Here is a 25388-nt window from a genome sequence, read left to right as displayed (position 1 = left end):
CAAATGAACACTATTGAATGTATTAAGGGTCGAAGAAGCATCCGCCGGTATAAGCCGGATCCCATTGACCATTCTTTGATTGATTCTATTGTTTCTGCAGCATCTTATTCTCCTTCCTGGAAAAACACCCAGATTACCCGTTATATTGCAATTGAAGATTCTTCCGTTATTGAAAAAGTCACAGCTGATTTTACGTTTGAGCACAATGCCAATATTATCCGGCAGGCGCCCATGCTAATTGCGGTTACTTTTCTGAAAGGAAGATCCGGTTTTGAACGCGATGGTTCCTATACTACGAAAAAAGGAGACCGATGGCAGATGTTTGACGCCGGAATCGCCACCCAGTCTTTCTGCCTGGCTGCAAAGGAGTACGGACTTGGCACCGTTATTATGGGAATTTTCGACGAAGACGGTATTTCCGGGCTTCTGGAGCTGCCTGAGGATCAGGAACTAGCCGCATTGATTGCCATCGGCTGGCCTGCCGATGAGCCGGAAGCGCCCACACGTAAATCTGTAGAAGATTTACTGCAATACAGATAGATTAAGAATGCCCCTATTCGGCATATAAGGAGGTTATTTATGAGACACTTAATGAGTCCTCTGGATTTTTCCATTGAGGAGCTGGACGAACTGCTTAGCCTGGCACAGGATATTGAGGCACATCCGGACAAATATGCCCATGCCTGCGACGGGAAAAAGCTTGCGACTTTATTTTACGAACCAAGTACACGTACAAGACTGAGCCATGAGGCGGCTATGCTGAATCTTGGCGGCAGTATCATGGGATTTTCATCCGCCGAATCAAGCTCGGCTGCGAAGGGGGAGAGCGTATCCGATACCATCAGAACGATCTCCTGTTATGCGGATATATGCGCCATGCGTCATCCGAAGGAAGGCGCTCCAATGGTTGCCTGCCAGCATTCTTCGATCCCGGTAATCAACGCCGGTGACGGAGGACATCAGCATCCGACGCAGACTCTTACTGACCTGCTTACGATCTTAAACGTAAAAGGACGTCTGAACAACATGACAATAGGACTCTGCGGGGACTTAAAGTTCGGCCGTACCGTCCACTCCCTGATTCATGCATTAGTGCGTTATGAAGGAATCCGATTTATTCTGATTTCCCCTGAAGAATTACGTCTGCCCGATTACATGCGCCATGATGTGCTGGACAAGCAGAATATTCCTTATCAGGAAGTAGTCCGCCTGGATGATGCGATTCCCAAACTGGATATCCTTTACATGACCAGGGTTCAGAAAGAGCGTTTCTTCAATGAAGAAGACTACGTACGCATGAAAGATTTCTATATACTGGATAAGAAAAAGATGCGTCTCGCACCGGAAGACATGTATGTACTTCATCCGCTCCCAAGAGTAAATGAGATATCTGTTGAGGTGGATGACGATCCAAGGGCTGCCTATTTCAGGCAGATGCAGTACGGAGTTTACGTGCGTATGGCGCTAATACTCACTCTGCTGGACATCCATGTGGATTAAAAGGAGGAGGATATCACTATGGTTAAAAATACTTTAAATGTCGGCCGCATTTCAGAAGGCTTTGTGCTCGACCATATCGAAGCCGGCAAAAGCATGGAAATATACAAATACTTACATCTCGATAAGCTCGACTGCTGTGTTGCCATCATCAAAAATGCAAAGAGCAGCAAGATGGGCAAAAAAGACATTATGAAAATCGAATGCCCGATCGACTTTATGGACCTGGACATTCTGGGCTTTATCGATCACAACATCACGGTCAACATCGTTCAGAACGAGGAAATTGTAGACAAAAAGCGCCTGACACTTCCAAAAGAGATCCGGAATGTCATCCGTTGCAGAAACCCGCGCTGTATCACCTCGATCGAGCAGGGGCTGGATCACGTCTTCGTCCTCACGGATGAAGAAAAACAAATCTACCGCTGTAAGTACTGCGAAGAAAAATACACAGAGAATCAGTAAAAAGACGCAAAGGGGTCTGACCCCTTTGCGTCCCTTATTCAGAATATTCCAACAACTTGTTTATATATTCTTTTTTGCAAAAATCGTATGAATGAGCCAGCATTTCTGCCATCATCTGCTCTTCTTCTGTTTTATCGGCTTTTTTGTTCATCATCCCGGTGAACATCTTCATCATCACTTTGTACTTCAAGCTCATTTTCTCGTAGTTTAGACCGGACTGGAAATAGAATGCCGGAATCTTCTTTTTTTCCTCTGCTGTAAAATTAGCATCCATTGCCCCCTTTATGATCTCTTCTGCCTCCATCGGGGTGGCGCCGGTGCCGAATACAATCAGTCTCAAATCCGGATAGTTTTTCATTTGCTCTTTGATCTTTTTTAACCCTTTGATCTTCCCTGCATAAAAGCCTCCCCCATAGATTATCGTCTGGTAGTCCTCTGGCTTCCTGCTCTTCCACTCTTTTATGTCCATGGCTTCACATTTTAATGTCTCCGCGATCCATCCTGCATATTTTTTTGAAAATCCGGTTTCTGATGTATAAACGACTACTTTATCTTTTCCCTTATTTATGTCCATGTCTATCCTCCACATAATTTTCTATCTCTGAAATATTCTCCTGCAGTTTCATGATTCCCTGATATAACACACTTGTTTCATTATCTGAAAAGCCACGAAATAAAAGTTTCAATACGCCTTGCTGCATTTCTCCGACACGATCCGTATATGCTTTCACTTTCTCATCCAAAACTACGCATACGGCCCTGGAATCACCCTCCCGCCGCTCTAATCTGAGAAATCCTTTCTGCTCAAGGGAGTGGGCAATTTTTTTGACATTCTGCCTGGAACACCCCATCAGCCGGCCCAGATCGGTGAGCGACATGGGGTTTTCTGTGGTTCCTGCCATCGCCAGAAGCAGCCACTGCTTCATAGTGATTTCCTCGTCCAGTTTATCACAGGCTGTCTGCAGGCGGTTTTGTATGATGAAAATGCTTGCAAAGATCCCCTGCCTTCTCATGATTTCACTATCCGCATATTCCTCTATTAATTGTTTTAATTGCATTTTTATCTCCTCTAAAAAGCGCAACAAGTTACTATTATAGTATAGTAACTTGTTGCGCTTTTGTCAACTAGTATATCGTAAAATAAGTAACTGGCTCATAAGCTGAGATAAATTTTCGAGAGTGCTGCTCCACAAACACAGGCGTAGTGGGCTACGCTGAGGCTTGGGGAGCAGTGCTATCGGAAAATCAGGCCAGCGAAACAGTAAGGTATTTATTCTATGTTCCTTTATATGGGCGGCTCAACCTTAATCTTTACAAGTTCATTGGCCTTCACCAGCAGATTGTCTTTGTACTGGCGGTTGTGATATTTTTGTATCTGTGTCTTTGTTATCCCCATCTGCTTTGCCACTTGCCCCGGTCCGGCTCCGTATGCAAACATGGACGTACCGCATGTGGTGCGGATCTTTTCTGCACTGTAAGCAGGAATCCCAGCCTTCTGTGTATATTTTTTCAACATCCGGCAGATATACATTTTATTTAAGGGGCCTCCGTTTCTGTTATAAAACAAATATTCCACCGGCTTCCTCTCATTTATATAGCGTTCTAGTATAACCGCCGCGTCTTCCGGAATATAGCATACAGTCTCTCTTCCCTCAATATATGCAAACGTTCCATTATCATAAACTGCCAGGCTGTCCGGCTTCAGGGACGCGATTTCATTGGAAGACAATCCGGCTCTGTGGATCAAGGATATCATTGTGTAGGCCATCAGATCCTCCTGCACAGCCTGATAGAGCGCATCCATATCTTCTACAGGAACCGAATGGACGAACTTCTCCTGTTGTCTTAGTTTCTTCAGCCAAGGGAAAAAATAATCTTCAAACGCTCCAGGCAGTCCGAACTCTTCTTTATGATCTGCGGCATACGCAGCAAAAGAATGAAGCTCCCAGAACTTTTTGCTCAAGGTACTCATACTCAGCTTACCTGCCGCTTCTTTTTGGCGCATATTTTTATAATACAGCTCGACGTCCTTGCTGCTCATATGAAAGAAATCTGTCATGCGTACATTCTCAAATTCCAAGATCTCCTTCAAATATGCCAATGCAGTATCCTGATTCTTAAAGTGTTTTGCAAATTCTATCCAGACAGCTTGTTCTGCTATCTTGGTTGTCAGATCTGGCATGCCATCCCTCCCTCTTCCTTGTTTGTAACCGCGAAGCGGAATCTTACTTACGTTACCAGTATAATTCCTACTGTAACATAATGCAATGCTTTTTTTGCAAAAATTTCCGAATTCAGTTGTGCCCCGGCTTTCATGTTAAATCTCAAGTTAAATAAAAAACCAGGAAAAAAGTACCTGACCAGATACTTTCATCCTGATTGAAAAACTTCATAAATCTTCTGTCCCGGAAATCCTTTCGGTTCCGATTCACTTCTTGGCTTAACAGCTCTCTGCTATTTTATAAATCAGCGATTCCGTATCTTCCCAGCCCAGACAAGGGTCTGTGATGGATTTTCCGTATTCCCTGTCGCATTCTATACTCTGGCATCCCTCCTGAAGGTAACTCTCAATCATGACACCCTTGATCAGTTTCTTCAGATCAGGATTGTAATTTCGGCTGTGCATCACTTCGCTTACGATTCTGATCTGCTCTTTGAACTGTTTATTTGAATTTGAATGGTTCGCATCGATCACTGCGGCAGGATTCTGGAGATCCTTTTTCCCATACATATCCAGCAGCCTCACGAGATCTTCATAATGGTAGTTGGGAATGCATGTGCCATATTTGTCAACGCCGCCCCTTAAAATCACGTGGGCAAGGTCATTTCCATCTGTTGTAACGTCCATTCCCCGATAGATAAAGTTGTGGGAATTCTGTGCGGCAATTACGGAATTCAGCATAACAGAAAAATCACCGCTGGTTGGATTTTTCATTCCAATCGGAATGTCCATACCGCTGGCCGTCAGACGGTGCTGCTGGTTCTCGACAGAACGGGCTCCGATTGCCTCGTAAGATAAAATATCGTCCAGGTAGCTCCTGTTTTCCGGGTACAGCATCTCATCGGCTGCAGTCAGACCGCTCTCTTCTATTGTCCTGATATGCATTTTCCGGATCGCGATGATTCCCGCAAGAAGATCCGGCGCTTGGTCAGGCTCCGGCTGATGAAGCATTCCCTTGTACCCTTCTCCCGTCGTCCTTGGCTTGTTGGTATAAACCCGCGGGATCAGCACCAGCCTGTCTGAAACTCTTTCATTGACCCGGGACAGCCTGCGCACATATTCGCATACCGCATCTTCATTGTCCGCTGAACAGGGGCCAGCCAGGACAAGAAATTTATCTGATTTTCCGGTGAATACATCGCGGATTTCCTGGTCTCTCTTTTTCTTCAACGCTATGATCTTGTCTGACAGCGGATATTCCGCCTTTAAATCTGCCGGCAGCGGCAGCTCCGCATTTACTTTCATTCCCATTTCACTACCTGCTTTCTTATGGTATCTGTTTTCATTGTTCCTTGCGCGTGTTTAAAAAAGAAATGACGCCTGTAATAGAACGGCGCCATGACTTACTTCCAATTCCTGTACGGCATATCATTTCCGTCAGCCGTTATCATTCCTCTGATTCACATTATCGTTGCAACTTATATCAATACTGTGGTTAAGCAAGACGATAAGCCGGGTTATGTCGTTGGACAATCATCTATCTAGGCCTGATGTCGCCACCAGGCTCGAGCGACCTACCTAAAGCGTGACGGGCCGCCACGTGGCTTTTATTCGGTCTTGCTTCGGATGGGGTTTACATGTGCCCTCTCTGTTACCAGCGAGGCGGTAGTCTCTTACACTGCCTTTCCACCCTTACCGGGTTTCCCCGGCGGTTTATTTCTGTTGCACTGGCCTTGGAGTCACCTCCACCGGACGTTATCCGGCATCCTGCCCTGTGAAGCCCGGACTTTCCTCGTCTGCAGCTTTTCAGCTCCCGCAGCCGCGATTGTCTGTCTTACTTAACACAGTTGTATATTATACTATGGATTTTGATATATGTCCAGAATCTATCCTATAAAAATTTCTGCAGCTAAAGCCCTTCATCCACGATCAGGCCGCTGCCGTCTGCTGCCGTAGTGGCCAGTTCATCGCAGCGTTCATTTTGCGGATGTCCGTCATGTCCTTTTACCCAGTGGAATGTCACTCTATGCTGCGATTTTGCTGCCAGAAGCCGTTTCCATAAATCCACATTTTTTACGGGTTCGTTCTTGCCTCTCTTCCAGCCTTTTTTGAGCCAGCTGTCTACCCAGTGCTGGTTAAAAGCATCCACCACATATTTTGAATCGGAATAAACCTCCACAATACATGGCCTGTTGAGCGCTTCCAGTCCGCTGATCACGGCCATCAGCTCCATCCGGTTGTTTGTAGTCTTTACATACCCCTGAGACAGTTCCTTTGTGTGCAAAACCCCCTTGCTGTCCACATATTCCAGGACGGCTCCATAGCCCCCCGGACCGTCCGGGTTTCCTCTTGCGGCACCGTCTGTAAATAATTTAACCTGCATAATTTCCTATCACTCCATATTTTAGTCTGTTCTTCTGATCTGCCTTCCTTTCGAAGGTTTCTCCTGCTGCATACTATTCCTGACACTTCCCTTAGAGGACCTGCCCGCCTTTTTCCAGTTCAAACACCTGTCCTTCTTTTTCAATCCGGTGTATTTTATCTGCATATTCTCCGGCATTCTTTTCCAGCGCAAGACGGTCAAATATCCCGTAATTGCCCCAGAAATGCATGGGAAATACGGCCCTGGTCTCTGTACGTTTCATAAAGCAGTCCAGCCCCCAATAATACTGCTCCCCAAGCCTGGGGTCAACCGGCACAAACGCAACATCAATCCTAACACCATGCAGCTTATTGATCTCATGCTGATAATTCCGCCGCATCATGGTATTGTAAGCCTTACTTTCTTCCTCCCAATGCCACCAGTTAAGATCTCCGGCATGATATAGAATCCTCCCGTCATACTCCACCAGAAATGCAACGCCTTCATCCGTAGAACGAAGCGTACGAATCTTGCAGCCATCCAAATTCCGCTCTTCATTAGGGCCTATATGCATAACATCCCCGCCCCCATCGGGCTCGGCATCGTTGGACAGGATAAAGTAAACATCCGGCAGATACTCCCTCAGTTTAAAAATATCTTTTTTAAAATGATCGTAATGGGCATGACTGACAAAAACATAAAACTTTTTCCCCGTATTCAGCTCGGGCAGATCTCCTTTGTAATAATCGAACAATAAATATGCTGTTTCCAGCTCCACTAGAAATCCACTGTGGCTTAAATATGTAATCCGCATCATAAACTCAGCATCTCCACAACATGTACTAATTCCGGCAGGATGTACTCCAGGCTCTCCTTTGCCGACTTTGCCCCCTCCGGCAGATTTACCATCAGCGTATGGTTCCGAATCCCCGCCGCTGAGCGGTCCAGAATCGCTTTTTTCGAATACCGTATATTATAAGCGCGGATCGCCTCGGGAATTCCCGGAAGAAGCCTCTCTGAGACTTCTATCACCACGTCCGGCGCACAATCTCTTTTCCGTATTCCCGTTGCCCCGGTAGTCAAAATCAACTCCACTGCCCCCGTGTCTGCCAGCCTCTTCAGTACTGCCAGCGCCACCTTCTTATCCTCCGGCAGGACTCCCGACGCCTTCACCTCAAACCCTACCTGCTCCAACATGCGTTTCAATGCAGTGGCTGCGGCGCTGTCCTTTTTTGCTTTATATAAACCTGTATTTAACGTAAAAATTGCTGCTTTCATCTATAAGTACTCCTTTCCATAGGGGTCTGACCCCTTTGCTGTCCGTTTTCTGAATATTCGCAAAATAAAGAGAATGGTTTTTACCATTCTCTTTATTATACGTGCATTTCTTCTGTTAAGCAACATTTTTTCCTTTGTTATTTCTCTTGTTATTTCTCATCATCTCTTAACATCTGCCATCAATTATCTGATAATTACCCCAAAATGCGCCGTGCAGATTCGTTTGCCCTTGCAAATATTTCTTCTTTTGTTGAGTCCAGGTAATATTTTCCATCTTCGTAAAGTACTTTTCCCGCTACCATAGTAAGCTTCACGTTCTGTTTACTTCCGCTATAGACCAGATTCTTCTCCAGATTCTGGATCGGCTGCATGTTTGGCTGCTGAAGGTCAATGAGGATCAGATCGGCCTTCTTGCCTTCTGCTATAATATCACACTCCGGCAGTCCCATCGCATGTGCGCCGTTTACTGTAGCCATCTTCAGAACTTCCAGGGCAGGAACGACTTCCGCATCATCACAGAGCACCTTCTGAAGCCCCGTTGTAAGGAACATTTCACGGAACATATCCAAGCAGTTGTTGCTCGCCGGCCCATCCGTACCTATGGCTACCGGAATATTCATGTCCAGATACCGTTTTACCGGTGCAATGCCGCTTGCCAGTTTCAAATTGGATGCAGGGTTCGTCACGATATAAAGCCCACGCTCTTTCACAATGTCAAAATCAGCGTCATCCAGGTGTACGCCATGAAACAGCCCGCCGCCGTGCGCAAACAACCCCAGCGAATCCATATAGGCCACAGGCGTCATGCCTGTCCTGCTGCGGCAGTCCTCCACTTCTCTTTTCGTCTCTGAACAATGTACATAAACCGGAATCTTGTACTTTTCGGAAAGCCCTGCCAGCCCCTCCATCATCTCCCGGCCGGTCGTATACTCCGCATGAAATCCCAACTGATAGGAAACCAGCCTGTCCGGATCCTGATTATATCGCTTATAGTCCGCCTCTACCTCTTCCAGCGTCCCGCCGAAATCGTTGATGCTCTCACAGATCACCGTTCTGAATCCTGTATCTACTGCCGCGCGTTCTCCAGCCGGTTTATTGATATACATATCAAAAATAGAAGTAATACCGCTGGTCAGATATTCCATAATTGCCAGCTTATTGAGCCAGTAAATATCTTCGCCCGTCAGCTTGGCCTCTGCCGGAAATACCCTGGTGTTCAGCCATTCATCCAGCTTCATATCGTCCGCATGTGAACGCAGAAATGTCATGGCAGAATGCGTATGTGCATTTTTAAAACCGGGCATCAAAAGATTCCCCTGACCGTCAATCTCCCTGTCCCATGTTTCCTTTGCATCCAGAACAACCGGCCCTGCATAGGCAATCTTATCGCCCTTCACCCATACCTCACCTCTGAAAATGCCTTTTCCTGCTTCCATCGTCAGAATTCTCACATTATAAATTCGAATATTCATATCCTTATCCCTCTTATCTGAAATTTTTCCATCCAATATCTTCTTAATATCCGCTTCACTGGAACCATGTTATATTTTTTCGATTATCTTCGTTACCAGCCGTTCAAACTCCTCGGAGCGCTTGTCCGCCACAGCCTGCACATCCAGATGGCTCAGTTCTTCCCCTGTAATGCCACACGCCATATTTGAAATACAGGAAATCCCACACACCCGCACACCGGCATGGCGCGCAGTAATCGCTTCGCAGGCAGTGCTCATACCGACCGCATCTGCCCCTATGGCCGCAAACATCCTGATCTCAGCAGGACTCTCAAAATTCGGTCCCGAAGACTGCACATAAACCCCTTCCTGAATCTGTATCTTCTCCTCTTCGGCCGTGGCCCGGATGACTTCCATCAGCTCCACATCGTAAATGTGTGTCATATCCGGAAACCGGGTTCCCAGCTCCGCCACATTCTCTCCGATCAAAGGCGAAGGCACAAAATTCGAAATCTGATCCGTAATCATCATAAAATCCCCAACATGGAAGGACCGGTTGATCCCGCCCGAAGCATTCGTGAGAAACAAAACCTCAATCCCCATCATCTTCATCAGCCTGACTGGAAGCACAACATCTTCGATCGAATACCCTTCATAGTAGTGCACCCGTCCCTTCATAACAACAACCGGCACCGTTCCAATATACCCCAGCAGAAACCTCCCGTCATGCCCCTCCACCGTGGACACCGGGAATCCCGGGATATCTCCGTACGGAATCTCACACTCCACCTGCATATTTCTGGCATAATTGCCCAGCCCGGAGCCAAGAATCAATCCCACACGCGGCTTAAATGCTGTTACGGACTGATAGTACTCATAACACTTCATCACCTTTTCAAATTGTCTGCTCATAACGACTCTCCTCATCATTAATCCAAAATAAATACCTGAAAATATTATACCCCGTCCCCCCAAATCCCACAAGAGGAATTTTGGGGAGCTGGACGGCGGAGAAGGCGGTACGCCAGCGGAGAGAGGGACTTCCGAAGGGCAGGAGAACAGGAAGGGGCCCTATCGGGATGCAGTCCATTTGCTAAGAACGGCTAAATGGAAATCCTGCCGGATGTTGAGGCATCAGAGGCATTCACTGCATAATCTTGATGATTATGCAGCTCAGGCCTCTTTGAAATCGGCTTTGTGAGCCGATTTCAGCCTCAACATCCGGCAGGATTTCCATTAAGCCGTTCTAACGCGCATTCTATGCATCCCGATAGGGCCCCTTCTTGTTCTCCTGCCCTTCGGAAGTCCCTCTCCCGCTGGCTATGTGCTTCAAGGCGCGGGGTTAGCTCCACGGGAGGGAATTCTGACGGTAGCAGCGGATTGAGCTGGATATGCGGGTAATAATGCCTCAAGCAAGAATCTTGCTGTCCGCATATCCAGCTCAACGTCCCCAGCCAACTTCCCCCACAAATCCAGTCTGATCCACTGCCCCCGCCTCATGCCCCACGAGGCGGGAAAATCAGTGGTTGGATGAATGTAGCTGTATGGAATAGTAACAGGGCTCTTTTGGATGCGTGTTTCGGGGATTACTGTCCCTTCATCAAAATGAAAGCCGGCATATGAACTTTCCGCAGGACCACCAGTCCTGCGGAAAAGACGACTTATACGGGAATGCATCTTGCATTCCCGTGTTTGTCGTCGGTGTTCATCATGCCGGCTTTCATTTTGATTAGGGACAGTTATCCCCGAAACCCGTATCCAAAAGAGCCCTGTTACGATTCCATACAGCGGCCCCCTTCCTCCACTAACCTCTCCCAGCCATCATATGATAATGCAGACAAGTCCTCCGTTGCTGTCGTTGACTATTTTCTGCATGGTATCCTGCAGTTTTGCCTGGCTTTCGTCGTTGATCATGGTGATTTTGTTACGCATTCCGTCCATGACCAGTTCTTCGATCGATTTTCCGAAGATGTTGGTTCCCCATACGCCCTCGGGGGTCTCGCTTTCTGCTTTGATGTATTCTACCAGATCCTGGGCCTGTTTTTCATTTCCTACAATCGGCGCAATCTCTGTCTCTATGTTGGCTCTTATCATATGGATCGATGGTGCTTCCGAGTGGATCTTCACTCCGTACTTATTGCCCTGCTTGATGATCTGCGGCTCATCCAGTGCAATTTCCTCTTTCTTCGGGCTGACCACCCCGTATCCCTTCATTTTTACGTCTGCAAATGCGTCTTTGATCTGCGTGTACTCTTCTTTCATGGCAGCCAGTTCTTTCATGGCCGAGATCAGTTCATACTCGCCCTTGATGTCTGTGCCTGTCAGCTCGCTGAGTACCTCATAATAATATTGTTCTGCAAAGCCGATCCGTATCTTGACCCTTCCGGTATCCATCTCGATCTTTTCTACATTCACCTGGTCTATGTAGGGGCTATCCGTCTGCGGGGCTTTGCTGGCCGCACTGCGGATATCTTTCATCTCTCCCATAACAGACTTTACATTCTGAAGCAGATCTGCCTTGATCCGATGTTCTCTTGAAAGCATTTCCACCCATTTGGGAATGTAGAACTCCACTTCTGCTATCGGGAACTCGTACAGCACCTGGCGCATAATGTTGTGGATATCCTCTGTCCGAAGCTGCTCACAGTTGGCAGGCAGCACGGATACCCCGTATTTTTCCTCCAGCTCTTCTTTCAGTGCTTTCGCCTCATCTGTATAAGGCTTCTGCGTATTCAGCAATATGATAAATGGTTTGCCGATCGATTGGAGCTCCTTAATTGTCTTTTCTTCTGCCGCTATGTAGTTTTCTCTCGGAAGATCACCGATGCTCCCGTCCGTTGTAACCACAATACCGATCGTCGCATGATCGTGGATTACTTTTTGTGTACCTATGGCTGCCGCTTTGGTAAATGGAATCTCATACTCAAACCAGGGTGTCTTCACCTGTCTCTCTGTATCATTTTCAATATGCCCTGAGGCGCCGTCTACCATATACCCCACACAGTCGATCAGGCGGATCTTGACTTCCACGTCGTCCGACAGCTTGATGGCAGCCGCTTCCTTCGGTACAAATTTGGGTTCCGTAGTCATGATTGTGGTGCCGGACGCGGACTGGGGCAGTTCATCCTTTGTCCTTTCTCTTGCATGTTCATCTGTCATATTGGGGAGTACAAGTAAATCCATAAAACGTTTAATAAAGGTTGACTTGCCTGTCCGAACCGGACCAACCACTCCAATATAAATCTCTCCGTTTGTTCTAGCTTTCATGTCTTTGTATAACTGAAATGAATCCATAAAAATACCCCCTTGTTCTGCTGATACCAATTTATGCGCAGATAAGGGGGTTTATGCATCTTTCTTTTTATACATGCCAAAATTTCTCCGCAGGCGCTACGCCCCGGCTTCGTCTTTCCACTTCCGGTCTGTCCTGCTTCCTGACTGTGCGGCATCCGGACTGAACGTCTTATTTGTCTTCCGGCCACGGCAGAGCCGAATGCTCGCTTTTCTGTTCCCGCAGCATCAGTTCGTCTACCGCCTCCGCAGGGTTCTTGCCCTCAAATAGCACCGCATTAACCTGCGTCACGATCGGAAGCGGCACATCGTATTCAATGGCTAGCTTTGCGGCCGCTTTCGCAGAATACACACCTTCCACGACCATCTTAACTTCTTCCATTGCCTCTTCCATAGTTCTTCCCTGCCCGATCAGATACCCAGCCTTTCTGTTGCGGCTGTGCACGCTGGCACAGGTCACGATCAGGTCGCCGATCCCGGTCAGCCCGGTAAATGTCTCGATCTTGCCTCCCATCTTCACGCCCAGCCTTGCAATTTCCGCAATGCCTCTCGTAATCAGAGCTGCCTTTGTATTATCCCCATAGCCCAGTCCGTCCGCAATACCGGCCGCTAACGCTATGACATTCTTTAAGGAACCACCCAGTTCAATCCCCAGGATATCCGGGCTCGTGTAGACACGGAAGACACGGCTCATAAACATGGACTGGAGATACTCCGCAGTCTTCCTGCTCTTTGCTCCGATCACACAGGTCGTCGGCAGCTTCCTGCCCACTTCCTCCGCATGGCTGGGGCCGGACAGCACCGCCACATCCGCCTGCGGAATCTCCTGCTCAATCTGCTGGGAAAGCGTCATCAGCGTAGTTTCCTCAATCCCCTTGGCGACATCCACAATGATCTGCCCCTCTTTTACGTACGGACTCATCTTCTTTGCCGTAGCCCTTGTAAATGGGGACGGCACCGCCAACACCAGGAAGTCTTTTCCGTCGATTGCCTCTTTTAGTTCATTTGTAACCACCAGATTCTCCGGCAACCTTACGCCCGGAAGCTTTGCTGCATGCTCCCGCTTTTCGGTCAGCATCTTTACTTCCTCTTTGTCGATTGACCACACGGTAACCTGATGCCCGTTCTCGCTGAGCAGAACCGACAGCGCGGTCCCCCAGCTGCCAGCTCCTAATACACCTACATTTGCCATAATGTTCCTCCCTTTTTCATATCTGTTATTTTGCTTCTTTTTTCTTGCCTGAACCAAATCTGTTCTCCGTACCGGCAAGCAGCCGGCCGATATTTGCTTTATGCCTGTACCATGCAAGTATTGTGAGCAGAAGTACTAAGATATACAGCTCATATGTATAAGGGGCAGCCATATGGAATTCACCCAGGTGCCCGAATAATAGTATCTCGAGAAAAAACAGTGAAGATGCAAGTAGTGAGCCCAAAGACACGTATCTTGTAAAAACAGCCGCAATCAGGAACCCCGCAAGCGGAATCGGCACCAGCAGCGGATTCGTCGAAACAACCAGCCCTGCCAGCACAGCAATCCCTTTCCCGCCTTTAAAGCGCAGATAAAATGGAAAATTGTGGCCCAGGGTAGCCCCCAGCCCGGCATACATCGCTAAGAGAGGAAGATACTCGCTTCCCCTGTAAATATAACGGACAATAAAAATCGCAACCATACATTTTACAACATCCCCGGCGAATGTCAGCAGCCCGGCCTTCCACCCCATGACGCGCACCGCGTTGGTGGAGCCGGCGTTGCCGCTTCCCTCTTTTCTGATGTCGATATGATTGATCTTCCCCACAAGATAACCTGTCTGCAGAAGCCCGCAGACATATCCTATGCAAAGGCAGATAATACGTTCCATAACTATTGCTCCTTTTCTTTTCTCTCCCTGACAAAGAATTTCAGCGATGTTCCCCGGAAACCAAATGCCTCCCTGATCTTATTCTCCAGATATCTGGTATAAGAGAAATGCATTAATTCTTTATCATTTACAAATATAACAAATGTCGGCGGCTTTACGGACACCTGCGTAATATAATACAGCTTCAGCCTCTTCCCCTTGTCCGACGGCGGCTGCTGCATAGCCACCGCTTCCGCCATGATCTCATTGAGAACTCCTGTCGCCACTCTCAGAGTCTGGTTTTCGATCACAATGTCAATCATCTCATAGAGCTTGTTCAGACGCTGCCCGGTCTCTGCGGAAACATACATAATCTCCGCGTAAGACAGATAGGATAACACCTGGCGGATCTTATTGTCGTATTCGCGCATCGTCTTATCATTTTTCTCTACAGCATCCCATTTATTTACAACGATAATAATCCCTTTTCCGCGTTCGTGGGCAATCCCTGCAATCTTCGCATCCTGCTCCGTCACGCCCTCTGCGGCATCAATGACCACCAGGACCACATCAGCACGCTCCACTGCAGTAACTGTCCGGATGATGCTGTAGCGCTCCAGCTCTTCCTTGATCCGGCTCTTTCTGCGCAGCCCCGCCGTGTCAATAAAAATATACTCCTTGCCGTCATGAAGAATCTCGGTATCAATGGCATCCCTTGTGGTACCCGCCACGTCAGAAACGATCACCCGGTTCTCGCCCAAAAGTTTATTGATAATAGAAGATTTCCCGACATTCGGCTTGCCCACAATGGCAATCCTCGGCCTGTCATCCTCTTCCTCTTCCCCCGAGCCTTCCGGGAAATGTGCCGCAACTTCATCCAGCATGTCTCCCAGCCCCAGCCTGGAAGCGGCTGAGATCGGAACCGGATCACCGATTCCCAGATTATAGAATTCGTATACATCCGGCATAAACTTGTCAAAATTATCGACTTTATTTACAACAAGGATCACCGGTTTTGCCGACCTGCGCAGCATGTCCGCCACTTTAGAGTCGGAATCTACCAATCCCTGTTTTACATCTGTTATAAAAATAATAACATCCGCCGTGTCAATGGCGATCTGTGCCTGCTCCCGCATCTGTGACAGAATCACATCCTTACTGTCCGGTTCAATTCCTCCGGTGTCAATTAAAGTGAACTCCCGGTCCAGCCAGCTCACATCCGCATAGATACGGTCCCTGGTGACACCAGGCGTATCCTTTACAATCGAAATCATCTCGCCTGCCAGAGCATTGAACAATGTAGATTTTCCAACATTCGGCCTTCCTACAATCGCTACTACTGGTTTACTCATATTTATCTGCTACCTTTCTCATTTTCAAATTATCAGTTTCGGCCCAGAACTGCGTCGATCAGATCCTGCCCGCTTGATTTTACAATATCTACCGGCACTTGTAAAGCCTTCTCCACATCCTTCACGGTAAAATCATCTAGAAATACATCCTCGCCGGTCCTTAACATATTGCAGGGGATCAGCAGTGTATCGCCAAGCTCCCTGCCTTTAAGCTGCGCGGCCAGATCCTGCCCGGTGATCAGCCCGGATACCGTAATCAGTTCTCCGAAAAAGTCATTCCTTACCTCATAGAGGTGCAGGGTTATATTAGGAAACTTCTCTTTTAGTCTGCTTAGCATGCGCTCTAAATAGGGGTAAGCAAGCCGCCCGGTTGCGAATGACAGCTCTCTCTTCCTGTCGTCCCCTTTGATGCGCTCCAGTCCTTCCCCGAATTCATCCATTAGCAGACGCAGCATACCCACGCCGTTCTCCAGCTGGAGATAACCGTCGTATCTTTCCTCCCGGGGCAATTCCTCCCCTGCCAGGATATACCACTCATCCCCTGCATGGATGAAATGAATCCCATGAGCCTCATATATCTGCTCCTGCCACTTATGGATCACCCGGAGGACTTCCTTTGCATCATCCTTCGTAAATGGCTCCAAAGGATACAGACCGTCCCTAAACTTCGTCAGCCCCACAGGCACCACGGAAACACTCTTGAGATACGGCAGATAGCCGGTCAGGTCACGGATGCTTCGCTCCAGCTCTGCCCCGTCATTCACGCCCTTGCAGAGTACAATCTGCCCGTTCATCTCAATCCCTCCCTGATACAGGATATCCACTTTCTTCAGGGCATCGCCTGCAAAACGGTTATGCAGCATCTTACAGCGCAGTTCGGGATTGGTTGTGTGGAATGAGATGTTGATCGGTTCCAGATGGTACTTCACAATCCGCTCCACATCATGATCACTCATATTTGTCAGGGTAATATAATTCCCCTGCAGAAAGGAGAGCCTGGAATCATCGTCCTTAAAATACAGCGTCTCTCTCATTCCTGCGGGCATCTGGTCTATAAAGCAGAACATGCATTTATTCCGGCAGGAACGGTACTCGTCCATCAGGCTCTGCCCGAACTCCAGCCCCAGTCCTTCGTCCTCGTCCTTTTCAATCTCCAGCTCCCACTGTTCTCCGTCGGGTTTCTCTATCAATAATACAATATTTTCATCGTCAACGTAGTAGTGATAATCAAATACATCCTCTATCGTATTGCCGTTGATGGCCAGTAGCCTGTCCCCGGGCTCGATCCCCATCTCTTCCCCAATGCTTCCCGGATGTACGGTACTCACAATATGCTCATGTTTCATCTTCTATCTCCTCAAAGTCCGGAATAGACTTGTCCGGCTCGCTTTTCATCATGTTACTGTTCAAATCCTGCGGGTGCGCACAGTAACCTCATTATATCATAATTCGCGGTTTGCGCAAGCTGTGCTTGAATTTCAGCATAAAAAATGATATAACCATATATAGGTAGCAGGCTGGATTCCAGCCCGTCAAATTCGTCAAACATAGGAGAAAATCATGTCAAATATTGAATTATTAGAAAAAACGCTTCCCGTTGCCCCCCTCAAGCTGGCGGCCATGGAAAGCTGTGAAAAACTGGGGAAAAAGGTCAATGACTACCTCGTATCCTTCCGGGAGAATACGATCTGCGAAGTAAAATCCTCCTCCCCCCTCTATGTGAACTATGAATCACGTAACTATCTGGTGGACTGCTGCTGTCCCCGTTTTGGCTCCGGTGAGGCAAAGGGGGTCCTGAAGGAGACAATCCGGGGCACGGATCTGTTTATCATGACCGATGTATGCAACTACAGCCTTACGTACACGGTCAACGGACATATCAATCACATGTCCCCGGACGATCATTTCCAGGATCTCAAAAGGATCATTTCCGCGGCTACAGGCAAGGCAAAGCGGATCAATGTCATCATGCCATTCATGTATGAGAGCCGTCAGCACAAAAGGACCAAAAGGGAGTCCCTCGACTGTGCCATTGCCCTGGAAGAACTGACCGCCATGGGCGTCACCAACATCGTGACCTTTGACGCGCACGATCCCAGGGTTCAGAACGCGATCCCGCTGAAAGGGTTCGACAGCTTCAATCCGCCCTATCAGTTTATGAAGGCATTGTTCCGCTCAGTGCCAGATTTACGGGTAGATAAGGAACATCTGATGATCATCAGTCCTGACGAGGGAGCCATGCACCGTGCAGTCTACTTCTCCAACATCCTCGGCGTAGAGATGGGTATGTTCTACAAGCGCCGCGACTATTCTACTGTAGTCAACGGCAAGAACCCCATCGTGGCCCACGAATTTCTCGGCGACGATGTAACAGGAAAAGACGTCATCGTCGTAGACGACATGATTTCCTCCGGTGAAAGCATGCTGGATGTAGCCAAACAGCTAAAAGACCGCCACGCGGCCAGAGTCTTCGTCTGCACCACATTCGGCCTCTTCACGGACGGCTTCGAAAAATTCGACGAATACTACGAAAACGGCTACATCGACCGGGTAATCACAACAAACCTCACCTATCTGCCGCCGATCGTAAACGAAAAACCCTACTTCGTAAAAGCAGATATGAGCAAATTCCTGGCACTCATCATAGATTCATTGAACCACGACACCTCCATCGGATCCGTACTGAATCCAACAGACAAAATCCACGCACTCCTCGAAAAAAAGCGCAGGGGGTAGGAGGGTGTCGACTCACGGGGCCGTCTCAGAGAAGGGGCAGGTGTTTTCGGGGACGGAAAGCAGCGGATGTCTACCGGCGGATGCGTATCTATATGCCTAATGCCAGTGTAAATAATGTCTCCAAACCAGACAACCAAGATCCACCTCCCCCGTAAAAGGGTGCGTCGGCTTCAGGATCAGGCATTCCGGCGGGAATGTCCAGCGTCAGTCCTGCTGTGCCGGTGCGGGGGCTTCAGAGGGCTTATTACGTTTTCTTAGCGGAAAAACCGGGCAGGATGCGGACTGAATCGTGATTTCCAAATCACGATTCAAGCTGACCTGAGACGTGAAACCATCCAGGTTTCACGTTGAATGTCAGTGGTGTCCGCATCCTGCCCGGTTTTTCCGCTTAGAAAACGTTCACGCCCGGCCAGCCCCCGCACCGGCACAGCAGGACTGACGCGTCCCCATACCAGCCACATTCCCGCCTTATCTAAGCCTCCCCGTCTCGTACTTGATTTTCATTCGCAGGCAATTGATGACTCCCTCAAACTGCAGTTCGGGTGTTTTTCCTGTTTCTGTGTATCCCAGGCTTTCGGCCGCTGTACTCAGGAAGTGCTGGTTCAGCTCCGCCCTGTGGCGCTGGAGGAACTTAAGTTTTTCTTCATTGGAATCCAGATCCAGGAAGCGGATGATCAGGGGGACTTCTTCTTGTACCGGCTCTTCTTCGGATAACGGCTCCCCTGGCTTTACAATGCCGGTCAGTTCGAAGCGGTATTCCTGGAGGGCATCCGGATATTTTTCATGGTCCACCGGGCTTAGGAACATGTCCAGAGGACGTGCATAGATGCCGTGTCCGCCGTAGAGGGCTTCATACACCACCAGCTCCTCGTTTGTTTCCGTGTGCACTGCTAAGTGCAGTACTTTGTAGCATTTTCCTTTAAAATGTGTGTAAATTTCTCCCTCTTCTGGTCTTTTGCGGCTCATATGAAACTCTCCTTTTCTACTCTTTAATTCCAGTAGTAAGAACTACTGGTTCTTGGACCTTACATCCCGCGGGACAAAAGCAGTGCTACGAAAGTCGGGCCTGCTGTTTATCAAAACTGCCGGCAAATCAATTTACATTCATCTGCCGGCTGCTGCTATTTCAATATCATTTTTTCTTTAGTATAACTTTGCGCTGATCAGTTTCGGACGGAAGCCTTTTTTCTCAAGGGCATTTAGTATCTTATGTTTGTGTTCTGTGCCGAAAGCCTCCATTGTTATACGAAGTTCCACCGCTGCGTTTCTGTTTGTGCTTACAAACTGGTTGTGCTCCAACTTGATCACATTGCCCTGCTCGTCCGCAATTGTAGCGGCCACACTCACCAGCTCACCCGGCTTGTCCGGAAGCAGTACGGATACGGAGAAGATACGGTCTCTTTGGATCAGGCCGTGCTGTACGATGGAAGACATGGTTATGACATCCATGTTGCCGCCGCTCAGAAGGCAGACAACCTTCTTGCCCTTGCACTCGAGCTGTTTTAATGCAGCTACAGAGAGCAGCCCGGAATTCTCCACGATCATTTTGTGGTTCTCCACCATATCCAGAAAGGCGCCGATCAGCTCGTCGTCCTCAACCAGAAGGATATCGTCCACATTTTCCTGTACGTAGGGCAGATTCTGAACTCCGACGGCTTTCACCGCAGTGCCGTCCGCTATTGTGTTGGCGCTCTCCAGTTCCACCACTTCCCCGGCCTGAAGGGCCGCCGTCATGCTGGCTGCCTCCGCCGGCTCCACACCGATCACTTTGATCTTCGGATTCAGCATTTTTGCCAGCGTGGCCACTCCGGATATGAGGCCGCCTCCCCCTATGGGGACGAGGATATAGTCCACCGTCGGCAGTTCCTGGACGATCTCCATGGCAATGGTTCCCTGGCCGGTTGCAACGTCCAGGTCGTCAAATGGATGGACGAAGGTATAGCCGTGCTTTTCGGCCAGTTCTAAGGCATAGGTGCAGGCATCGTCATATACATCCCCGTAAAGAATGACCTCGGCCCCGTAACTCTTTGTGCGGTTTACTTTGATCAGAGGTGTAACTGTCGGCATGACAATCGTTGCCTTGCATCCGTATTTTTTAGCGGCGTAGGCAACTCCCTGGGCATGGTTGCCGGCGGATGCGGTAATCAGGCCTTTCTGCCGGGCTTCCTCAGACAGGGTACTGATCTTGTAATAGGCGCCCCGGAGCTTATATGCACCGGTATGCTGCATATTCTCGGGCTTCAGATATACCTTGCCGCCGCTCGCCTCGCTCAGATAATCGCTGTAGATCAGCTTGGTCTGGTTTGTTACCTGTTTTACGATTTCGCTTGCTTCTTCAAACTTCTCTAATGTTAACATTTTACCCCTTCTTTCTTAGGCTATTCCCCGCTGTTCTCTTCTTTTGAGTCACTATAGAATAGCGCGTTTACAAATTCATCCGCATCAAATTTCTGTAAATCATCTATGGTCTCGCCCACGCCGATATATTTAACGGGGATTCCCAGCTCCGCCTGGATTGCCACTGCAATTCCGCCTTTTGCAGTTCCGTCCATCTTCGTGAGTATGACTCCTGTAATATCGGATACTTCGTTGAATTCTTTTGCCTGCGACAGTGCGTTCTGCCCTGTGGTGGCATCCAGAACAACCAGCGTTTCTTTATGTGCCTCCGGATATTCTCTGTCGATCACCCGGTTGATCTTTTTCAGTTCCTCCATCAGGTTTTTCTTGTTGTGGAGGCGTCCCGCCGTATCACACAGCAGGATATCGGCCTTTCTTGCCCTTGCTGCCGCCACTGCGTCAAAGACTATGGAGGCGGGATCCGCGCCCTCCTGACCGCCTATCATCTCTACCTGCGCCCGGTTCGCCCACTCTTTCAGCTGCTCTCCCGCTGCCGCACGAAATGTATCCGCAGCCGCCAGTATTACTTTCTTGTGCTGCTCACGGAACTTGCCGGCCAGCTTTCCAATTGTAGTTGTCTTGCCGACCCCATTGACCCCAATCACGAATACGACCGAAGTGCGGTTCTCGAATTCGTACGCAGTCTCCCCCACATTCATCTGCTCCTTGATACTTTCAATGAGCAGCTCCCTGCATTCGATTGGTTCTTTGATATGCTTTTCCTTCACTTTTGCTTTCAGGTCTTCCATGATCTCCATGGTCGTGTGGACACCCAGATCTCCCATGATCAGTGTCTCTTCCAGCTCTTCGTAAAAATCATCATCTATTTTTGAAAAGCCATGGAAAATGCTGTCCATGCCGGAGACGATATTATCTCTTGTTTTGGTCAGGCCGGATACCAGCCGTTTAAAAAAACCCTGCTTTTCCTCCATTTTCTTCTCCCTCGCTATCTTTTTTTAACAGTTCAGATAAGTCGGAACTGCTGTCTATTTTTCCAGTTCATCCTCCAGAAGATCCACGGATACCAGCGTGGACACCCCCTTCTCCTGCATGGTGATCCCGTACAGCCTGTCCGCAGAAGTCATGGTTCCTCTTCTGTGGGTAATGACAATGAACTGCGTGTTCCTGGTCAATTTGTGCAGATACTGTGCAAAACGCACTACGTTGTTGTCATCCAGGGCCGCCTCAATCTCATCCAGAAGGCAGAACGGAGAGGGCTTCAGGTTTTGTATCGCAAACAGCAGAGAAATTGCTGTGAGCGCCTTCTCCCCGCCGGAGAGCTGCATCATATTCTGAAGCTTTTTGCCCGGCGGCTGTGCAATGATCCGGATCCCTGCTTCCAGGATATCCTCGTCCTCCATCAGTTCCAGCGTTCCTTTTCCGCCTCCGAAAAGCTGTTTGAATACAATGTCAAACTCCTTGGAAATCAGCGCGAACTGTTCTTCAAACTGCTTTCTCATGGCAGCATCCAGCTCATCTATGATTTTCATCAGCGTCGCTTCCGCCTCCACCAGGTCATCGTGCTGCCCCTTGAGGAACTCGTAGCGCTCCGATACACTTTTATAGTCGTCGATTGCATTGACATTTACGGAACCCAGTTTCTTAATCTCGCCTTTCAGCACCTGGATCTGGCGCTTCATATAGGAGAGATCCGTCAGATTTTCATTGCGCAGCTCCATCGCATGGTTGTAGGTCAGTTCATACTCATCCCACATATAGTTGATCTGCTTCTCAGAGGCCTCCTCATAGGATTCCCTGCGGCTGCTCAGCCGGAAGCACTCCTTATCCAGTTCGGACATGTGTTTGGAGAGTTCCTCCCGCTTTCCGAGAAATGCCTTATGCTTCTGGTTCAGCTCCTCCCGCTTGGCGACCTGGCTCTTGATCTCTGTGTTTATCTCCTCAAACAGCTCTTTTGAATTTTCAATGGTCTCTCTAAGGTCCTGAATCTTGTCCTCTTTTTCCTGAATTTCTTCGGAAGCATTGCCTTTATTGATGTCCAGTTCCTTTAATTCTGTCTCGAACTTTTCCGTCTCTTCCTGAATTCGCGTTATGTTTTCCAGAATAAACGCATTCTGCTGTTCCAGGCTCGCATATGCCAGGTGCACTTCTTCCGAATGTCTCAGCTGGACGGTCTCCTTTTCCTTGTCGGATTCCAGGCTTTCCTGCAGCTCGCCGATCCGGTTGTTCAGTTCCTTCTCCAGGGCTTCTGACGTCTCTAGTTCCATCTGAATGGAGTCCTCATTATCCAGGATCTCCTGCAGCCTTAGTTCTAAGCCCTCCTGCTCCCTGAGATACCCTTCACAGCGTAATTTCGCTTCACGCTGCCGGTTCTGAACCTGCTCCACATTCATCTTCGCAGTGTTCTCTTTGACGGATGCTCTTCTGAGCTTCTGCTGGATCTCATCAATAGCGCTGTAGCATGCGGTACGTTTTGCCTTGATCTCGTTTACCGACTGCTCACAGTCATCCATCTCTTTTTTCAGCATCCTGACCGTTTTTTCGAATTCTTCTATCTCCCGCCTTCTGCTCAACAGGTTGCTGGAATTCTTGAAAGCGCCCCCGGTCATGGATCCTCCGGGATTCATGAGTTCCCCTTCCAGAGTGACAAGCCGGAGCGACTGTTTGTATTTTCTGGCCAGGCGGATTCCATTATCTATGTTATCCACTACAATGGTTCTGCCAAGCAGCTGTTCAGCCAGCCCCATAAATCGGTCTTCAACCTGCACCAGCGTGCTGGCAAGGCCGATCACACCGGGCTCCTTCAGTGCTTCCTGCTGGCGGATCCCGCCGCCTCCATGCATGCTTGTCAGAGGCAGGAACGTGGCACGCCCGAACTTGTTCTGCTTAAGATAGGCGATCATCCGCTTGGCGGTCTCCTCATTGTCGGTGACAATGTTCTGGATATTGCCTCCCAGAGCCGTCTCCACGGCGATCTCATATTCTTTTTCTACTTTAATAATATCCGCAACAACACCGATCAGTCCCTTTTCCCTGTCCTTATTGCTCATGACCCTGCGGATGCTGTTGCCGTATCCGTCATAACGCTCGGTTATGTTCTTTAAGGATTCCAGCCGGGAAGACTCTCTGTGGTAAGCGGTCTGCCCAATACGCAGCTGCTCCTGCTTCCCGGACAGTTCCTGCTGGAGCTTATCGATCTCCTGCTCATTCGTGCTGATCTGTTCCGTATAAGCATGGATTCTCCCGGAAATCTGCTGCAGCTCTTCTTCGTAAGCGGCGAGTACTTCATTCTGTTTCTCCGCCTCTGACGATACCTCCAGGATCAGCCTGCCCAGTTCAGATTTTCTCGTTGTAATCTGCTCCTGTGTCGTTGCATAATGCTGGATTTTAGCCTTTGTGGAAGCCCTGTTATTCAAAAGCTCTATGATCTCAGCCTTACTATGTTCTATCTGCGCCGTACCCGAGGCAATCCGGCTCTGCACATCCACCAGCGCTTCCTTTGCCTGTGCATCGCTCTTTGCAACTTCCGCGAGCCTGGCCCTTACGGAGGTCTGCTCCCTGGCAAGTTCCGCCCGCTGGGCCTGTCTGGTCTCTATCTCCACGCGGATCGTATTGAGACGGTTATCATAGTGCTCGTCATTCATCCGAACCGTATTGATCTGTTCTTTCAGGACATTGATCTGTCCCTCCAGCTGCTGCTTGAGAAGGGTCGTCTCATTGAGCTGGCTCTTTGCCTTTTCAATGGAGAAGTCGATGCTGTCCACTTCCTCCTCAATGGCCTCGTACTCCGTCTTCATCTCTTCATACCGGACGTTTGCTTCTTCAAGCTCGTCCGAAGCGATTTGATACTTACTGTCCAGATCACGAATCTGTTCTTTGATCCGCTCCGTCTCCAGCAGAAACATGTTAATATCGTAAGTCTTGAGTTCTTCCTTTTTCTTAAGATACTCCCTCGCTACCTCGGACTGCCGTTTTAATGGCCCGATCTGTTTTTCAAGCTCTGAGAGAATATCATTGACACGGGTCAGGTTCTGTCTTTCCTCATCCAGTTTTCTGACCGACAGGTTCTTGCGCCGCTTGAACTTAACAATCCCCGCAGCCTCGTCGAACAGCTCTCTTCTCTCCTCCGGCTTTCCGCTCAGAATCTTATCGATCTGCCCCTGTCCGATAATCGAATATCCCTCTTTCCCGATGCCGGTGTCATAAAACATCTCATTGATGTCCTTCAGACGGCATCCTGCGCCATTTATCAGATATTCGCTCTCACCGGACCTGTACAGCTTTCTCGTAACCGTAACCTCCTCGTAGTCTACCGGGAGCTGATGATCCGAATTGTCCAGCGTAATGGCTACCGATGCATAGCTCAGCGGCTTTCGGTTCTCTGTGCCGGAAAAGATGACATCCTGCATGCTCCCGCCCCGAAGCTGCTTTACCCGCTGTTCACCGAGAACCCAGCGTACCGCATCGGCAACGTTGCTCTTGCCGCTGCCGTTCGGGCCGACGATGCCGGTTATTCCGTTGTGGAAGTCGAATTTGATTTTGTTGGCAAAAGACTTAAAGCCCTGTACCTCAATGCTTTTTAAATACATATAACACCTG

Annotated in this window: 22 protein-coding genes and 1 other RNA gene; 4 read left to right on the top strand and 19 right to left on the bottom strand. The window is 48.8% G+C overall.

The genetic code is table 11. The features are described from left to right. The first annotated feature begins 3 nt into the window (after positions 1 to 3). Genes GKG43_RS13290 through GKG43_RS13280 form a run of 3 tightly spaced genes read left to right on the top strand, consistent with a single transcriptional unit; the run spans position 4 to position 1962 of the window. Positions 4 to 540 carry a nitroreductase family protein gene (locus GKG43_RS13290; RefSeq protein WP_055151270.1) on the top strand — a complete coding sequence of 179 codons (537 nt, stop codon included), beginning with the start codon at positions 4 to 6 and terminating at the stop codon, positions 538 to 540. 39 nt (positions 541 to 579) lie between these two features. Then, positions 580 to 1500, top strand: coding sequence for an aspartate carbamoyltransferase (gene pyrB, locus GKG43_RS13285; protein WP_025657646.1), 921 nt, complete (start codon positions 580 to 582; stop codon positions 1498 to 1500). 18 nt (positions 1501 to 1518) lie between these two features. Then, positions 1519 to 1962: an aspartate carbamoyltransferase regulatory subunit gene (locus GKG43_RS13280; RefSeq protein ID WP_050642464.1), complete on the top strand. Its 444-nt coding sequence runs from the start codon at positions 1519 to 1521 to the stop codon at positions 1960 to 1962. Between the two features lie 34 nt (positions 1963 to 1996). On the opposite strand, the gene GKG43_RS13275 is transcribed toward GKG43_RS13280, so the two are convergent. From GKG43_RS13275 to GKG43_RS13205, 15 genes are all read right to left on the bottom strand, one after another. Next, entirely contained in the window at positions 1997 to 2536 is a 540-nt protein-coding gene (locus GKG43_RS13275) for a flavodoxin domain-containing protein (protein ID WP_055151273.1), read from the bottom strand. After that, positions 2523 to 3020: a MarR family transcriptional regulator gene (locus tag GKG43_RS13270; RefSeq protein WP_050642466.1), complete on the bottom strand. Its 498-nt coding sequence runs from the start codon at positions 3018 to 3020 to the stop codon at positions 2523 to 2525. The genes GKG43_RS13275 and GKG43_RS13270 overlap by 14 nt, the downstream gene beginning before the upstream one ends. A 227-nt stretch (positions 3021 to 3247) precedes the next feature. Then, positions 3248 to 4144: a site-specific integrase gene (locus GKG43_RS13265; protein ID WP_055151276.1), complete on the bottom strand. Its 897-nt coding sequence runs from the start codon at positions 4142 to 4144 to the stop codon at positions 3248 to 3250. Positions 4145 to 4402: 258 nt separating this feature from the next. Beyond that, on the bottom strand, positions 4403 to 5434 hold the full coding sequence (locus GKG43_RS13260) for a 3-deoxy-7-phosphoheptulonate synthase (RefSeq protein ID WP_050642468.1): 1032 nt from the start codon (positions 5432 to 5434) through the stop codon (positions 4403 to 4405). A 181-nt stretch (positions 5435 to 5615) separates the two neighbouring features. Beyond that, an RNA gene (rnpB, locus tag GKG43_RS13255) (RNase P RNA component class A) lies at positions 5616 to 5964 on the bottom strand. 68 nt (positions 5965 to 6032) lie between these two features. Then, positions 6033 to 6506, bottom strand: a complete 474-nt coding sequence (rnhA, locus tag GKG43_RS13250) for a ribonuclease HI (protein ID WP_055151278.1) — start codon at positions 6504 to 6506, stop codon at positions 6033 to 6035. Positions 6507 to 6597: 91 nt separating this feature from the next. Next, a complete protein-coding gene (locus GKG43_RS13245; protein ID WP_055151281.1) occupies positions 6598 to 7302 on the bottom strand; it encodes an MBL fold metallo-hydrolase in 705 nt (234 codons plus the stop codon). Next, a complete protein-coding gene (locus GKG43_RS13240) occupies positions 7299 to 7763 on the bottom strand; it encodes a molybdopterin-binding protein (protein WP_055151283.1) in 465 nt (154 codons plus the stop codon). Before GKG43_RS13240 ends, GKG43_RS13245 begins: the two co-directional genes overlap by 4 nt. Positions 7764 to 7957: 194 nt before the next feature. After that, a complete protein-coding gene (locus GKG43_RS13235; RefSeq protein WP_050642472.1) occupies positions 7958 to 9235 on the bottom strand; it encodes an amidohydrolase in 1278 nt (425 codons plus the stop codon). A gap of 69 nt (positions 9236 to 9304) precedes the next feature. Further along, entirely contained in the window at positions 9305 to 10126 is an 822-nt protein-coding gene (locus tag GKG43_RS13230; RefSeq protein WP_050642473.1) for a purine-nucleoside phosphorylase, read from the bottom strand. A 909-nt stretch (positions 10127 to 11035) separates the two neighbouring features. Next, on the bottom strand, positions 11036 to 12508 hold the full coding sequence (gene spoIVA, locus GKG43_RS13225) for a stage IV sporulation protein A (RefSeq protein WP_025657656.1): 1473 nt from the start codon (positions 12506 to 12508) through the stop codon (positions 11036 to 11038). A 169-nt stretch (positions 12509 to 12677) separates the two neighbouring features. Next, the gene (locus tag GKG43_RS13220; RefSeq protein WP_050642804.1) at positions 12678 to 13697 is read right to left on the bottom strand and encodes an NAD(P)H-dependent glycerol-3-phosphate dehydrogenase; all 1020 of its coding nucleotides are present in this window, start codon (positions 13695 to 13697) and stop codon (positions 12678 to 12680) included. 25 nt (positions 13698 to 13722) lie between these two features. Next, on the bottom strand, positions 13723 to 14367 hold the full coding sequence (plsY, locus tag GKG43_RS13215) for a glycerol-3-phosphate 1-O-acyltransferase PlsY (protein WP_055151286.1): 645 nt from the start codon (positions 14365 to 14367) through the stop codon (positions 13723 to 13725). A 2-nt stretch (positions 14368 to 14369) separates the two neighbouring features. Further along, on the bottom strand, positions 14370 to 15698 hold the full coding sequence (gene der / locus GKG43_RS13210; RefSeq protein ID WP_050642477.1) for a ribosome biogenesis GTPase Der: 1329 nt from the start codon (positions 15696 to 15698) through the stop codon (positions 14370 to 14372). 32 nt (positions 15699 to 15730) lie between these two features. Beyond that, entirely contained in the window at positions 15731 to 17044 is a 1314-nt protein-coding gene (locus tag GKG43_RS13205) for a DUF512 domain-containing protein (protein ID WP_055151290.1), read from the bottom strand. A 214-nt stretch (positions 17045 to 17258) separates the two neighbouring features. Between GKG43_RS13205 and GKG43_RS13200 the strand changes: the two genes are divergently transcribed. Then, positions 17259 to 18434: a ribose-phosphate pyrophosphokinase gene (locus tag GKG43_RS13200; RefSeq protein ID WP_050642479.1), complete on the top strand. Its 1176-nt coding sequence runs from the start codon at positions 17259 to 17261 to the stop codon at positions 18432 to 18434. Positions 18435 to 18902: 468 nt separating this feature from the next. On the opposite strand, the gene GKG43_RS13195 is transcribed toward GKG43_RS13200, so the two are convergent. The 4 genes from GKG43_RS13195 to smc form a co-directional block, all read right to left on the bottom strand. Next, entirely contained in the window at positions 18903 to 19400 is a 498-nt protein-coding gene (locus tag GKG43_RS13195; RefSeq protein ID WP_055151293.1) for a DUF1653 domain-containing protein, read from the bottom strand. Between the two features lie 177 nt (positions 19401 to 19577). Then, positions 19578 to 20792: a threonine ammonia-lyase gene (ilvA, locus tag GKG43_RS13190; protein WP_055151296.1), complete on the bottom strand. Its 1215-nt coding sequence runs from the start codon at positions 20790 to 20792 to the stop codon at positions 19578 to 19580. A gap of 20 nt (positions 20793 to 20812) precedes the next feature. Continuing rightward, positions 20813 to 21763: a signal recognition particle-docking protein FtsY gene (gene ftsY, locus GKG43_RS13185; RefSeq protein ID WP_050642482.1), complete on the bottom strand. Its 951-nt coding sequence runs from the start codon at positions 21761 to 21763 to the stop codon at positions 20813 to 20815. A 54-nt stretch (positions 21764 to 21817) separates the two neighbouring features. Next, positions 21818 to 25378 carry a chromosome segregation protein SMC gene (smc, locus tag GKG43_RS13180; protein ID WP_055151299.1) on the bottom strand — a complete coding sequence of 1187 codons (3561 nt, stop codon included), beginning with the start codon at positions 25376 to 25378 and terminating at the stop codon, positions 21818 to 21820. Positions 25379 to 25388: the final 10 nt, after the last annotated feature.

It is taken from the genome of Eubacterium sp. BIOML-A2 (assembly GCF_009680135.1).
Classification (GTDB): Bacteria; Bacillota; Clostridia; order Lachnospirales; family Lachnospiraceae; genus Faecalicatena; species Faecalicatena contortus_B.
This window is presented reverse-complemented; position numbering and strand designations above follow the sequence as displayed.

What these genes read in the sequence shown, in the direction of transcription:
- GKG43_RS13290 (WP_055151270.1), top strand. Translation starts at nt 4, where the DNA reads ATGAACACTATTGAATGTATTAAGGGTCGAAGAAGCATCCGCCGGTAT.
- pyrB (WP_025657646.1), top strand. Translation starts at nt 580, where the DNA reads ATGAGACACTTAATGAGTCCTCTGGATTTTTCCATTGAGGAGCTGGAC.
- GKG43_RS13280 (WP_050642464.1), top strand. Translation starts at nt 1,519, where the DNA reads ATGGTTAAAAATACTTTAAATGTCGGCCGCATTTCAGAAGGCTTTGTG.
- GKG43_RS13275 (WP_055151273.1), bottom strand. Translation starts at nt 2,536, where the DNA reads ATGGACATAAATAAGGGAAAAGATAAAGTAGTCGTTTATACATCAGAA.
- GKG43_RS13270 (WP_050642466.1), bottom strand. Translation starts at nt 3,020, where the DNA reads ATGCAATTAAAACAATTAATAGAGGAATATGCGGATAGTGAAATCATG.
- GKG43_RS13265 (WP_055151276.1), bottom strand. Translation starts at nt 4,144, where the DNA reads ATGCCAGATCTGACAACCAAGATAGCAGAACAAGCTGTCTGGATAGAA.
- GKG43_RS13260 (WP_050642468.1), bottom strand. Translation starts at nt 5,434, where the DNA reads ATGGGAATGAAAGTAAATGCGGAGCTGCCGCTGCCGGCAGATTTAAAG.
- rnhA (WP_055151278.1), bottom strand. Translation starts at nt 6,506, where the DNA reads ATGCAGGTTAAATTATTTACAGACGGTGCCGCAAGAGGAAACCCGGAC.
- GKG43_RS13245 (WP_055151281.1), bottom strand. Translation starts at nt 7,302, where the DNA reads ATGATGCGGATTACATATTTAAGCCACAGTGGATTTCTAGTGGAGCTG.
- GKG43_RS13240 (WP_055151283.1), bottom strand. Translation starts at nt 7,763, where the DNA reads ATGAAAGCAGCAATTTTTACGTTAAATACAGGTTTATATAAAGCAAAA.
- GKG43_RS13235 (WP_050642472.1), bottom strand. Translation starts at nt 9,235, where the DNA reads ATGAATATTCGAATTTATAATGTGAGAATTCTGACGATGGAAGCAGGA.
- GKG43_RS13230 (WP_050642473.1), bottom strand. Translation starts at nt 10,126, where the DNA reads ATGAGCAGACAATTTGAAAAGGTGATGAAGTGTTATGAGTACTATCAG.
- spoIVA (WP_025657656.1), bottom strand. Translation starts at nt 12,508, where the DNA reads ATGGATTCATTTCAGTTATACAAAGACATGAAAGCTAGAACAAACGGA.
- GKG43_RS13220 (WP_050642804.1), bottom strand. Translation starts at nt 13,697, where the DNA reads ATGGCAAATGTAGGTGTATTAGGAGCTGGCAGCTGGGGGACCGCGCTG.
- plsY (WP_055151286.1), bottom strand. Translation starts at nt 14,367, where the DNA reads ATGGAACGTATTATCTGCCTTTGCATAGGATATGTCTGCGGGCTTCTG.
- der (WP_050642477.1), bottom strand. Translation starts at nt 15,698, where the DNA reads ATGAGTAAACCAGTAGTAGCGATTGTAGGAAGGCCGAATGTTGGAAAA.
- GKG43_RS13205 (WP_055151290.1), bottom strand. Translation starts at nt 17,044, where the DNA reads ATGAAACATGAGCATATTGTGAGTACCGTACATCCGGGAAGCATTGGG.
- GKG43_RS13200 (WP_050642479.1), top strand. Translation starts at nt 17,259, where the DNA reads ATGTCAAATATTGAATTATTAGAAAAAACGCTTCCCGTTGCCCCCCTC.
- GKG43_RS13195 (WP_055151293.1), bottom strand. Translation starts at nt 19,400, where the DNA reads ATGAGCCGCAAAAGACCAGAAGAGGGAGAAATTTACACACATTTTAAA.
- ilvA (WP_055151296.1), bottom strand. Translation starts at nt 20,792, where the DNA reads ATGTTAACATTAGAGAAGTTTGAAGAAGCAAGCGAAATCGTAAAACAG.
- ftsY (WP_050642482.1), bottom strand. Translation starts at nt 21,763, where the DNA reads ATGGAGGAAAAGCAGGGTTTTTTTAAACGGCTGGTATCCGGCCTGACC.
- smc (WP_055151299.1), bottom strand. Translation starts at nt 25,378, where the DNA reads ATGTATTTAAAAAGCATTGAGGTACAGGGCTTTAAGTCTTTTGCCAAC.